Here is an 11,647-nt window from a genome sequence, read left to right as displayed (position 1 = left end):
TCCCCGGCCGGGGAGGAGGGGCCGGCCGCCCCGCTGAGGGGTCTCGAACGGCGGCAGCTAGGGTGCCTGCCGGGTGCCGGCGGCTCAGCCCCAGCAGTTGTCCAGGCCGTAGGCGGTGTCCTTGGACGTGACCCCGTCCTGCGCCTTGTCGGTGATCAGGGTGACGCCGGTGTCGGTGTAACCCGACGCCTTCTTGCCGTCCTTGGCGTACGTCGCGACTGCCTTGACGCCCTCGGCGGCCATCTTGAGCGGGTACTGCTGCGAGGTCGCGGCGATCTTGCCGTCCTTGACGGCCTGGGTGCCCGTGCAGCCGCCGTCGACAGAGACGATCAGCACGTCCTTCTCCCGGCCCTTGGCCTTCAGCGCGGTGTACGCGCCCAGCGCGGCGGGTTCGTTGATGGTGTAGACGACGTTGATGCCGGGTTCCTTCTGGAGACAGTTCTCCATTGCCGTCTGGCCCTTGGACTGGTCGCCGCCGGTGTCCTGAGCACAGGCGACGTCCTTGTCGGTGGCGCCGAAGCCCTTGAGGAAACCGTTGTGCCGCTGAACGCCGACGGACACACCCGGCGCGAGGTCGAGGGCGGCTATCTTCGCGGTCTTGCCCTTCATCGCGGCCTTGGCGTACTGGCCGATCAGCTCGCCCGCCTTGAGGTTGTCGGTGGCGAAGAGGGCGTCGACCGCGCTTTCCGGGTCGGTCGGGGTGTCCAGGGCGATGACCAGAACACCCTTGGCCTTGGCCTTCTCGATCGCCGGCACGATCGCCTTGGAGTCACTCGGCGTGATCAGGATGCCCTTCACTCCGGCGGCGACCATGTTCTCGATGGCGGTGACCTGACCGGCGTTGTCCCCGTCGAACTTGCCCGCCGCGGTGGACAGTTCGACACCGTTGTCCTTGGCGGCCTTCTCCGCGCCTTCCTTCATCTTCACGAAGAACGGGTTGGTGTCGGTCTTGGTGATCAGACCGACCTTGACGCTGCCCGATCCGGCGTTCGCCGTGCCCGATCCGGATCCGGATCCACAGGCGGTCAGGGTGAGGGCCGCGATGCCCGTGCACGCGGCGGCTCTGAGCAAGGAGGAAGGCAGACGAGAGATACGTGACATGAACGACTCCTGCGGGATTGCGGACGAGCGGCCGGCATCGGGCGCATGCCGCCCGAGGTGTCATCGTTGACTCATGTCAGCGTTGACACTGCTTGGCGAGGATGATGGACTCCGCCTCCAGGCAACGTCAATGCCTTGCACCCGTCACAAATCGGCAACGCCGTGGCCGCCACCCGCCCGAACCGGTCCAGCAACCGCCCGCAACGTGCCCGTTTCACCGGCGCGTCCCAACGCCCGAACCCGCCGTGGCACGACCAGCCGGCGCGGTTCGTGCCGGACGAGGCCCTCGTCCGGCGCCTCGACTCCACCCACTGAAAGGACAGGGAACCATGACGAAAACCCTGCTCGCCGAGTTCACCGCCCGAGAGGGAGCGGAGGACGAGGTCGCCGCCCTGATACGGGACTACGCCGTGAAGGTACGCGAAGAGGAAGGCAACCTGGCCTTCGACGTCTACACCAAGGCGGCCGACCCGCGCGCCTACTGGATCTTCGAGGTCTACCGGGACGAGGACGCTTTCAAGGCACACCTGGACGCCCCCTACGGCGCCCCGTTCAACGCCGCCCTCACCCCGCTGATCGAGGAGGACGCCTCGGTACTGACGTTCCTCGATCCCCTGGCCACGCATCGATCTCGTTAAGGAGGCACACTTCACCCCGCTTCGGCGGGGATGGCAGCGGGCCTTCGGATCCGACGGACGGCCGGCCCGGAAAAGGGGCGGGCCGTGGGCGACGTCGCGGCTCCCTGCGCCTCGGCCCGTGGTCGTCAGGGCATGCGAGGGGCGGAGCCGGTGGCCCGGATCAGATGTAGAAGACGTAACTCACCCAAACATGCTAACAGTTGCCACCGCGCGCTCAGGGGCGAGTACGGACCAGCAGCAGCGCGACGTCGTCGTCGGGCTCCGGGCTCAGCGCGCCGAGGAGGCTGTCACTGGTCCGTTGCAGGCTGGGCCCCGCGTTCCCGAGGAGGCGGGTCAGTGTGGTGAGGCCGGTGTCGATCGGCTCCCCGCGCTTCTCGACCAGCCCGTCGGTGTACAGGGCGAGCAGGGAGCCCGGCGCGAGCTCCACCTCCACGGTGCCGAACTCCACGCCGCCCACCCCCAGCGGCACGCCGCCGGGTACGTCGACGAGTGCCGCGCCGCCGTCCGGCCCGGCGAGCACGGGCGGCAGGTGTCCGGCGCTGGACAGCGAGCAGACACCGGCCCGCAGGTCGCACACCGCGTACACGCACGTGGCGATCGCGTCGCCGAGCGAACCGGCGATGTCGTCGAGGTGCCGCAGCAGCTCGGCGGGCGGCAGGTCCAGCCGGGCCAGCGCCCGCGTCGCCGTGCTCAGCTGCCCCATGATCGCCGCGGCCTGGACGCCCTTGCCCATGACGTCCCCCACCACCAGCCCGGTGCGGCCCGGGCCCAGCGGCAGTACGTCGTACCAGTCGCCGCCGACCTCGCTGAGCGCCGGGCGGTAGCGGGCGGCGATGTCGAGCCCCTCCCGCTCGGCGGGCGTGGTCGGGAGCAGGCTGCGCTGGAGCGTCAGGGCGGTGCCGCGTTCCCGGCCGTAGAGGCGGGCGTTGTCGATGCAGATCGCGGCGCGCGCGGCGAGCTCGGAGGCGAGCACCCGGTCCCGGTCGTCGAAGGCGCGTTCGTCGACCGTGCGGTACAGGGTGAGGGTGCCGAGGACCTTGCCCCGGGCCATCAGCGGCACCGCCATGTAGGAGTGCGCGCCGGCCTCGCGCAGGGTCTGGGCGGCCCGCGCGTCCCGGGCCAGGCGCCGCATCATCCTGGGGTCCACGTGCTCCACCAGGACCGGGCGGGCCCTGCGGACGCACTGCGTGATCATCCGAGAGGAACCGTAGGTGGCCAGTTCGCCGACCGGGTCGGCGGCGTGGATGGCGTCGGTCGGGTAGCCCGCCGCGACGGCCAGTGCCCGGAACTCGGCGGGCGCGCCGCCCAACACCGGCGCGATGGTGCCGTGGGCCACGACCGACTCCAGGACGTCCACGGCGGCCAGGTCCGCGAGGTGCGACACCACCACGTCGGCCAGCTCCCGGGCGGTCTGCTGAAGGTCCAGCGTGGTGCCGATCCGCACCCCGGCGTCGGCGATCACCGACAGGTGCTGGCGTGCCTGCGCGACCTCGGCCGCGGCCTGCTGGCGCTCGGTGACGTCCAGCACGGCCATCGCGAGACCGAGCACCCGGCCGTCGGTGTCCTCGATGCGGTGGTACGACTCCGAGTAGGCGCGATCCTGTTCGTCCCCCGCGGTGCGGCCGATGGTCTGCTGGTCGAGCAGGGGTCTGCCGGTCTTGAGGACGTGCCGCATCCGGGTCTCGATGACCTCGACGTCCAGGCCGGGCAGCACCTCGCCGAGCCGGCGGCCCAGCACCGCCTCCTCGGGCACGCCGTTGATCCGCTCCAGCGCGGGGTTGACCCCGACCCAGCGCAGGTCGTTGTCGAAGACGGCGATGCCGAGCGGGGTCTGGTGGACGAGGCTGTGCGAGAGGGCGAGGTCCCGCTCCACCTTCCGTACCGTCGTCGCGTCCGTGGCGAGTCCCAGCAGGTGGGGCTGTCCCTCGCTGTCGAGGAGCCGCATCGTGCGGAACTCCACGGCGCGTTCCGTACCGTCGCGGTGCCGCAGTGGGAAGACACCGGCCCAGCGGTCGCCCGATCTGACCTGGGCGAACAGCTCCCTGCCCCGGTGGCGGTTCTCGGGCGCGACCAGGAGGGTGTCGGCGCGTTGCCGCAGGGCCTCCTCGGCGGTGTAGCCGAGCAGCTGCTCGATCTCGGGGCTCCACAGCGCGATGTGCCCGCCGCCGTCCAGGACCACGGCCGCGACCTTCAGCAGGTCCAGCAGCCCACCGGGCGCGGCCGTGACGGCGTCGCGATCCGGGGTCGCATACCCGTTCATCCGAGCCGCTCCTTCCGGCGCGGCAAAAGGTCCGGCCAAGATCTGTTGCGCAGGCTGTCCGATGAGGTCACATTACGGTCGGAGAAGCGACACTGTCGCGCCGAAATGACAAATAGTCGTGGGTCGGTACACGGAGAGAGGGAGCGGGGATCTTGGCTGACTGGACGTTGCGGGAGAGCCTGGCCACCACGTCGGGGACCGTGCGCTGGGACCGGCTCGGGGATCCCGGCGGCGAGCCGGTCGTGCTGCTGCACGGGACGCCCTTCTCCTCGTACGTGTGGCACGAGATCGCTCCCGCGTTCGCCGCCGCCGGGCACCACGTGCACGTGTGGGACATGGCGGGCTACGGCACCTCCGACATGCACCCGGACCAGGACGTCTCACTGGCGGCCCAGGGCCGGATCTTCACCGAGCTGCTCGCGCACTGGGGCCTGGAGGAGCCGTCCGTCGTCGCGCATGACTTCGGCGGGTGCGTGGCCCTGCGCGCCCATCTGCTGCACGGGGCCCGCTACCGGCGGCTCGCCCTGGTCGACGCGGTCGCCCTGGAACCCTGGGGCACCTCCTTCTTCCAGCTGGTCGGCGAGCACAGCCACGTCTTCGAACAGCTCCCGGCCGCGCTGCACCAGGCCCTGGTGCGCGAGTACGTCACGTCCGCGAGCCACACCGGCCTGCGGCCCGCCACGCTGGACGCGCTCGTGCGGCCCTGGACGGGGGAGCGGGGCCAGGCCGCCTTCTACCGGCAGATCGCGCAGGCCGACCAGCGCTACACCGACGACATCCAGCCGCTGTATCCCACCCTCGACCTGCCCGTGACGGTCTGCTGGGGCACCGAGGACACCTGGATCCCCTTCGCCAAGGGGCAGGAGCTGGCCGCCCTGATCCCGGGCGCGCGGCTGGTGCCCGTCCCGGAGTCCGGCCACCTCGTCCCCCTGGACGCCCCCGCCCGGCTGACGAGCGAGGTGCTCACCTTCCTCGGAGCCTGAAGCGTCCTGAAGGGGCCCGAAGGCGCCTGACGCGAGAGAACCATCAGGACCGCACAAAGTCCGACGGGGTCATTGCTTCGATTGTGTTCGAGTCCTAGGGTGTGCCTGCTCAGCAGTTGCTCCGTCACCGTCAGTTGCACGTGTCCCAACAGAAACGCCCATCACGGCAGTTGGGGATCGCAGCTGACGTGCCCTCAGTCCGTGCAGCACCCTGTCGAACCGAGGAAGGCCACGGTCATGCCGCACCCGCTCTCGTCCCCCGCCGACCGGCCCGTAGTCAGCCGTCGCCGCCTGCTCGAAGGGGGCGCCGCCGTGCTCGGCGCGCTCGCCCTGTCCGCGTCGCCCGCCGCCGCGCGTGCGGCGGCCCGGCGCCCGGCGGCGGACGGTCCTCCGGAGTGGAACGACGGCCTGGCCGTGTACCGCGTGGGCACCGAGCCGCCGCACACCACGCTCATGCCGTACGCCGACCTCGGGCAGGCCCTGGCCGACGACCGCGAGCGCTCGCCGTACCGGCTGAGCCTCGACGGCAAGTGGAAATTCGCCTACGCCGACCGCCCCGACGACCGGGACACCGACTTCTACCGCACCGACGTCGACGACTCCGGCTGGGACACCATCCCCGTGCCCTCGGCCTGGCAGCTGCACGGCTACGACTTCCCGATCTACGTCAACATCACCTACCCCTGGTGGGGCCCCAACGGCGGCGGCGAGGAAGCCCAGCCGCCGGCCGCCCCGACCCGCTACAACCCCGTCGGCCAGTACCGCCGTACGTTCACCGTCCCCCGCAACTGGTCGGGCCGCCGCACCTTCCTGCACTTCGAGGGCGTCAAGTCCGCCCACTACGTGTGGATCAACGGCGAGCTGGCCGGCTACCACGAGGACTCCTACACCTCCGCCGAGTACGACATCACCCCCCACCTCAAGCCGGGCACCAACCAGATCGCCGTCGAGGTGTACCGCTACTCGGACGCCGAGTGGCTGGAGGACCAGGACATGATCCGGCTGAGCGGCATCTTCCGCTCGGTCCACCTGTACTCCACGCCGAACGTGCACCTGCGCGACTTCAAACTGGACACCCCGCTCGGCGACGACTACACCTCCGCCGAACTCAAGGTCACCGCGCACGTCCGCGACTACGGCGGCAAGGGCGCGGGCCGCTACACGGTCGAGACGCAGCTGTACGACGCGCGCGGCCACGCCGTCTGGTCGCGGCCCCTGAACCAGCCCGTCGACGTCCCGGACGGCGACGAGGCCACCGCCGAGGCGTCCAGAGCCGTCCCCTCGCCGAAGCTCTGGTCGGCCGAGCACCCGAACCTCTACACCGCCGTGCTGCGCCTGCGCGACCCGTCCGGCAAGGTCGTCGAGACGCTCTCGCACCGGGTCGGCTTCCGCGAGTTCGCGCTCAAGGACGGCCTGATGCGCATCAACGGCAAGCCGGTCTCCTTCCGCGGCACCAACCGGCACGAGATGCATCCCGTCACCGGCTCGGCGCTCACCCGGGCGCAGATGATCGAGGACATCGAGGTCATCAAGCGGCTCAACATCAACAGCGTCCGCACCTCGCACTACCCCAACAACCCGCTGTGGCTGGAACTCGCCGACGAGTACGGCCTGTACCTCGTGGACGAGACCAACCTCGAAACCCACGGCATCCGCGACGAGTACCCCGGCAGCGGCCACCCCGAGTGGACCGAGGCGTGCGTCGTCCGCGCCCAGAACATGGTCCACCGCGACAAGAACCACGCCTCGGTGGTCATCTGGTCCCTCGGCAACGAGGCGGGCGGCGGCACGACGTTCAACGCCATGTACGACTGGATCCGCTCCTACGACCCCACCCGCGTCATCCAGTACGAGGGCGACGACCGCCCGGGCATCAGCGACATCCGCTCCGAGATGTACGACAGTCCGCAGCGGGTCGAGCAGCGCGCCAAGGACACGAACGACACCCGCCCGTACGTGATGATCGAGTACTCGCACGGGATGGGGAACTCCAACGGCAACTTCAAGAAGTACTGGGACATCGTCCGCCGCTACGACGTCCTCCAGGGCGGCTGGATCTGGGACTTCGTCGACCAGGCCCTGAGCTGGCCCACTCCGACCCGCAAGCTGCTGACCGAGTCCGGCCCGGGCGCACTGCGCGGCGAGGTCATCGCACCCGCCGCCGGCTTCGACCGCGCGAAGGGCGTCTCCGGCGGCACCGTCTTCCCCCGCGACGCCCGCCTCGACCTCACCGGCTCCCTCACGCTGGAGGCCTGGGTCACCCCGCACGTGACCGGCGGGCACCAGCCCCTGATCGCCAAGGGCGACACCCAGTACGCCCTGAAACAGACCGACAAGAACCTGGAGTTCTTCATCCACGGCGGCGGCCAGTGGGTCACCGCGAGCTGGGCGCTGCCCGAGGGCTGGACGGGCAAGGAGCACCACGTCGCCGGCGTCTTCGACGCGGACGCGGGGACGCTCACCCTGTATGTCGACGGCCAGGCGCGCGGCACCCGGACCACCACGCGGCGCCCCGGCAACAACACCGCGTCCCTCGCGCTCGCCACCGACGTCGACAACCCGACCCGGGAGTTCAGCGGAACCATCCGGCGGGCCCGCGTGTACGCCCGTGCCCTGAGCGCCGCGGAGCTGGCCTCGGACAGCCGCGGCCCCGGCGACGAGGGCGTGCGGTTCTGGTTCGACGCCGCCACCGTCGGCTTCAGCGAGAAGCGCCCGCGCGACAAGACGTTCTACGCCTACGGCGGCGACTGGGGCGACAACCCCAACGACGGCGCCTTCGCCGGTGACGGCATCGTCCTGCCCGACCGCACCCTCACGGGCAAGTCCGCCGAGGTCAAGCAGATCTACCAGGCGATCAACGCCACCCCGGCCTCCGGCGGCCCCGGCGCCGTCACCCTCACCAACGAGTACCTCTTCACCAACCTCCGCGAGTTCGACGGCCGTTGGTCCCTCGTCGCCGACGGCAAGGTCGTCCAGCGCGGCCGACTGACCCGCGACCAGCTGAATCTCGCGCCGCTGACCAGCAAGGACATCAAGGTGCCGGTGCGGCTGCCGGCGAAGCCCGCACCGGGCACGGAGTACTTCCTCCAGCTCTCCTTCACCACCAGGGAGCCCACCAAGTGGGCGAAGGCCGGCTTCGAGGTGGCCAAGCAGCAGCTCGCCCTCGACACGGACAGCCCGGCCGTGACGCCGCTGCCGCTGCGCAGCGTCCCCGCCCTGCGGTACACCGACCGGGACGAGGACGTCACGGTCAGGGGCAGGGGCTTCTCGGTCACCGTCGACAAGAGCACCGGCACCATCACGTCGTACGAGGCGGGCGGCACCCGGCTCATCACCTCCGGCCCCGTCCCGAACTTCTGGCGGGCGCCCACCGACAACGACCGGGGCAACGGCCACCACACCCGCAACCAGACCTGGCGCGACGCCGGGGCCAAGCGGAAGGTGGCGGACGTACGGGTGCGGCCGCTGGACGACCGGGCCGTCGAGGTCACGTTCACCGGCACGCTGCCCACCAGCACGGAGTCCACGTACAGCACGACGTACACGGTCTTCGGCAACGGTGAGATCAAGGTCGACAACACCCTGCACCCGGGAGCGCCGAACCTGCCGTACATCCCCGAGGTCGGCACCCTGCTGTTCCTGCCCCGCCGCCTGGACCGGCTGCACTACTACGGCCGGGGCCCGGAGGAGAACATGTGGGACCGCAACAACGCCACCGACGTGGGCCTGTACTCCGGCACCGTCTCCGGGCAGTGGACCTCCTACCTGCGCCCCCAGGAGAACGGCAACAAGACCGACGTCCGCTGGGCCGCGCTGACCGACGGCAGCGGACGCGGACTGCTCGTGTCCGGTGAGTCGCTGCTGGAGGTCAACGCCTCGCACTTCACCCCCGAGGACCTGTCGGTCGGGGCCCGCCACGACTACCAGCTCAACCCCAGGGACGCTGTGGTCCTCCGGGTCAACCACCGCCAGACGGGCGTGGGCGGCGACAATAGCTGGGGCGCACACCCCCACGACGAGTTCAAGCTCTTCGCCAACCGCGACTACGCGTACACCTACCGGCTACGTCCGCTGACGCGCGTGAGCGAGGCGATGGCGGCCTCGCGACGGCCGACGGCCACGGAGTAGGCGAGCGGGGGACGGCGGCGCCGCCTCAGTCGGCGGCGTCGCTGATGCCCAGACGCAGGTGCTCCACGTGGTAGACGGCCTGGTCGAGCAGCTCGGCGACATGGTGGTCGTGCAGCGCGTAGACGACCGAACGGCCCCGCCGCTCGCCCACCACCAGGCCCAGATTGCGCAGCAGCCGCAACTGGTGCGAGCACGCCGACTGCTCCATGCCCACCTCGGCGGCCAACTCGGTGGCCGGCAGCGGGCCTTCCCGCAGCCGCGCCAGGATCAGCAGGCGGGAGGGCGTGGACAGGGCCTGAAGCGTGGTGGCGACCTTCGTGACGTTGTCCGCGTCCAAGCGTACGCGCTCGGTGGCGTCCTGCGCGGGGATGACGGCTCCATGACCCATGACGTCATCGTACCGGTCGCGCACGAACACATGAATGAATCTTCATCCGTCCCGTCCTCGGCGGTCTCCGCGGGGCGCCGCACCGGCACGTCGATGTCGGATTCTCGCCAGACCCGCCACGCCCGGTGCCCGATGCTGGACGCATGCAGATGGGGATGCACACCGACACCGAGCGCTGCGTACGCGCCGTCCAGTCCAAGGACGCCCGGTTCGACGGATGGTTCTTCACGGCCGTCCTGACGACCCGCATCTACTGCCGTCCCAGTTGCCCGGTCGTGCCGCCCAAGCCGGAGAACATGGTCTTCCACCCGAGTGCGGCGGCCTGCCAGCAGGCCGGCTTCCGGGCCTGCAAGCGCTGCCGGCCCGACACCAGCCCCGGCTCCCCGGAGTGGAACCAGCGCGCCGATGTGGTGGCCCGCGCCATGCGGCTGATCGCCGACGGCGTCGTGGACCGCGAGGGCGTGCCCGGCCTCGCCGCCCGGCTCGGCTACAGCGCCCGGCAGGTCGAGCGCCAGCTGCTCGCCGAACTGGGCGCGGGCCCGCTCGCGCTCGCCCGCGCCCAGCGCGCCCAGACGGCCCGGCTGCTCATCGAGACGACCACCCTGCCGATGGCGCAGACCGCCTTCGCCGCGGGCTTCGCCTCGATCCGCACCTTCAACGACACCGTCCGCGAGGTCTTCGCCCTCTCCCCGAGCGAGCTGCGCGCCCGCGCCCCGAAGCGGCAGGGCGCGAGCACCCCCGGCGCGCTGTCCCTGCGGCTGCCGTTCCGCGCCCCGCTCAACCCCGACAACCTCTTCGGCCACCTCGCCGCCACGGCCGTACCCGGCGTGGAGGAGTGGCGCGACGGCTCCTACCGGCGCACGCTCCGGCTGCCCTACGGCCACGGCATCGTGTCCCTCACTCCTGCTCCCGACCACATCGCCTGCCGCCTCACCCTCAGCGACCTGCGCGATCTGACCGTCGCGATCAGCCGCTGCCGCCGCCTGCTCGACCTGGACGCCGACCCGGTCGCGATCGACGAGCAGCTGCGCACGGACCCGGTGCTGGCGCCGCTGGTCGACAAGGCGCCCGGCCGGAGAGTCCCGCGCACGGTGGACGAGGAGGAGTTCGCCGTCCGGGCCGTGCTCGGCCAGCAGGTCTCCACCGCCGCCGCCCGCACCCACGCGGCCCGCCTGGTCACCGCGCACGGCGACCCGGTCGACGACCCCGAGGGCGGCCTCACGCACCTCTTCCCGGCCCCCGAGGCCCTCGCGGCGCTCGACCCGGAGACCCTGGCGATGCCCCGCACCCGCCGCACGACCTTCACCACCCTCGTCCGCCGGCTCGCCGACGGCGACCTGCGCCTCGGCGTGGAGAGCGACTGGCCGCAGACCCGCGCCCAGCTCCTCGCGCTGCCCGGCTTCGGCCCCTGGACGGCCGACGTCATCGCCATGCGCGCCCTCGGCGACCCCGACGCCTTCCTCCCCACCGACCTCGGCATCCGCCGAGCCGCCGAGGAACTCGGCCTGCCCTCCACCCCCGCCGCGCTCACCGCCCGCGCGGCGGCCTGGCGCCCCTGGCGTGCCTACGCCGTCCAGTACCTCTGGGCGACCGACAGCCACCCGATCAACTTCCTACCGGTATAGGGACGTTCGATGAAGCACCACACCGTGACCGACAGCCCCTACGGCCCCCTCACCCTCGTCGCCGACGACGGCGTCCTGTGCGGCCTCTACATGACCGACCAGCGCCACCGCCCGCCGCAGGAGACCTTCGGCACCCGCGACGACACCCTGTTCGCGCAGACGGAGGAACAGCTGAAGGCCTTCTTCGCGGGCGAGCTCAGGGAGTTCACCGTCGAACTCCGCCTGACCGGCACGCCGTTCCAGCGCCGAGTCTGGGACCAGCTGCGCCGCATCCCGTACGGCGAGACCCGCACCTACGGCGAGCTCGCCGACGCCCTCGGCACCCCGGCCGCCTCGCGCGCCGTCGGCCTCGCCAACGGCCGCAACCCCATCGGCGTCATCGTCCCCTGCCACCGCGTGATCGGCGCGAACGGGAGCCTGACGGGATACGGGGGCGGGCTGGAGCGCAAGCAGCGCCTGCTGGACTTCGAGCGGGGGGCCGCACTCTTCTAGTCCCGCGGTTGGTCAAATTTGACTAGAGTGGG

Annotated in this window: 9 protein-coding genes; 6 read left to right on the top strand and 3 right to left on the bottom strand. The window is 71.2% G+C overall.

The genetic code is table 11. From position 1 onward, the window contains the following. Positions 1 to 84 precede the first annotated feature (84 nt). Complete coding sequence (locus QC385_RS32010; RefSeq protein WP_279544845.1) at positions 85 to 1,101, bottom strand: sugar ABC transporter substrate-binding protein; 1,017 nt, start codon at positions 1,099 to 1,101, stop codon at positions 85 to 87. Between the two features lie 135 nt (positions 1,102 to 1,236). Here QC385_RS32010 and QC385_RS32005 point away from each other — a divergent pair, with 135 nt between their 5' ends. Together QC385_RS32005 and QC385_RS32000 are read left to right on the top strand one after the other, a co-directional pair. Next, on the top strand, positions 1,237 to 1,416 hold the full coding sequence (locus QC385_RS32005; RefSeq protein ID WP_279544844.1) for a hypothetical protein: 180 nt from the start codon (positions 1,237 to 1,239) through the stop codon (positions 1,414 to 1,416). Between the two features lie 14 nt (positions 1,417 to 1,430). After that, complete coding sequence (locus QC385_RS32000) at positions 1,431 to 1,739, top strand: putative quinol monooxygenase (protein WP_279544843.1); 309 nt, start codon at positions 1,431 to 1,433, stop codon at positions 1,737 to 1,739. 214 nt (positions 1,740 to 1,953) lie between these two features. Here QC385_RS32000 and QC385_RS31995 read toward each other — a convergent pair whose 3' ends face one another. Continuing rightward, positions 1,954 to 3,999, bottom strand: coding sequence for a SpoIIE family protein phosphatase (locus QC385_RS31995; RefSeq protein WP_279544842.1), 2,046 nt, complete (start codon positions 3,997 to 3,999; stop codon positions 1,954 to 1,956). A 152-nt stretch (positions 4,000 to 4,151) separates the two neighbouring features. Between QC385_RS31995 and QC385_RS31990 the strand changes: the two genes are divergently transcribed. Both QC385_RS31990 and QC385_RS31985 read left to right on the top strand, forming a co-directional pair. Then, positions 4,152 to 4,982 carry an alpha/beta fold hydrolase gene (locus tag QC385_RS31990; protein ID WP_279544841.1) on the top strand — a complete coding sequence of 277 codons (831 nt, stop codon included), beginning with the start codon at positions 4,152 to 4,154 and terminating at the stop codon, positions 4,980 to 4,982. Positions 4,983 to 5,219: 237 nt separating this feature from the next. Next, positions 5,220 to 9,110 (top strand): glycoside hydrolase family 2 TIM barrel-domain containing protein, encoded by a 3,891-nt coding sequence (locus tag QC385_RS31985; RefSeq protein WP_279544840.1) that lies wholly within the window; start codon positions 5,220 to 5,222, stop codon positions 9,108 to 9,110. Positions 9,111 to 9,135: 25 nt separating this feature from the next. Here QC385_RS31985 and QC385_RS31980 read toward each other — a convergent pair whose 3' ends face one another. After that, on the bottom strand, positions 9,136 to 9,498 hold the full coding sequence (locus QC385_RS31980) for an ArsR/SmtB family transcription factor (RefSeq protein WP_086851380.1): 363 nt from the start codon (positions 9,496 to 9,498) through the stop codon (positions 9,136 to 9,138). A gap of 155 nt (positions 9,499 to 9,653) precedes the next feature. Here QC385_RS31980 and QC385_RS31975 point away from each other — a divergent pair, with 155 nt between their 5' ends. Together QC385_RS31975 and QC385_RS31970 are read left to right on the top strand one after the other, a co-directional pair. Next, positions 9,654 to 11,123, top strand: coding sequence for an AlkA N-terminal domain-containing protein (locus QC385_RS31975; protein WP_279544941.1), 1,470 nt, complete (start codon positions 9,654 to 9,656; stop codon positions 11,121 to 11,123). A gap of 9 nt (positions 11,124 to 11,132) precedes the next feature. After that, positions 11,133 to 11,615, top strand: coding sequence for a methylated-DNA--[protein]-cysteine S-methyltransferase (locus QC385_RS31970; protein ID WP_279544839.1), 483 nt, complete (start codon positions 11,133 to 11,135; stop codon positions 11,613 to 11,615). Positions 11,616 to 11,647: the final 32 nt, after the last annotated feature.

The sequence above is a fragment of the Streptomyces sp. DH10 genome (genome assembly GCF_029813805.1).
Lineage (GTDB): Bacteria > Actinomycetota > Actinomycetes > Streptomycetales > Streptomycetaceae > Streptomyces > Streptomyces coeruleofuscus.
This window is presented reverse-complemented; position numbering and strand designations above follow the sequence as displayed.

Bases quoted from the DNA above. Each gene is read 5' to 3' on its own strand.
- QC385_RS32010 (WP_279544845.1), bottom strand. From the start codon at position 1,101: ATGTCACGTATCTCTCGTCTGCCTTCCTCCTTGCTCAGAGCCGCCGCG.
- QC385_RS32000 (WP_279544843.1), top strand. From the start codon at position 1,431: ATGACGAAAACCCTGCTCGCCGAGTTCACCGCCCGAGAGGGAGCGGAG.
- QC385_RS31995 (WP_279544842.1), bottom strand. From the start codon at position 3,999: ATGAACGGGTATGCGACCCCGGATCGCGACGCCGTCACGGCCGCGCCC.
- QC385_RS31975 (WP_279544941.1), top strand. From the start codon at position 9,654: ATGCACACCGACACCGAGCGCTGCGTACGCGCCGTCCAGTCCAAGGAC.
- QC385_RS31970 (WP_279544839.1), top strand. From the start codon at position 11,133: ATGAAGCACCACACCGTGACCGACAGCCCCTACGGCCCCCTCACCCTC.
- QC385_RS31980 (WP_086851380.1), bottom strand. From the start codon at position 9,498: ATGGGTCATGGAGCCGTCATCCCCGCGCAGGACGCCACCGAGCGCGTA.
- QC385_RS31985 (WP_279544840.1), top strand. From the start codon at position 5,220: ATGCCGCACCCGCTCTCGTCCCCCGCCGACCGGCCCGTAGTCAGCCGT.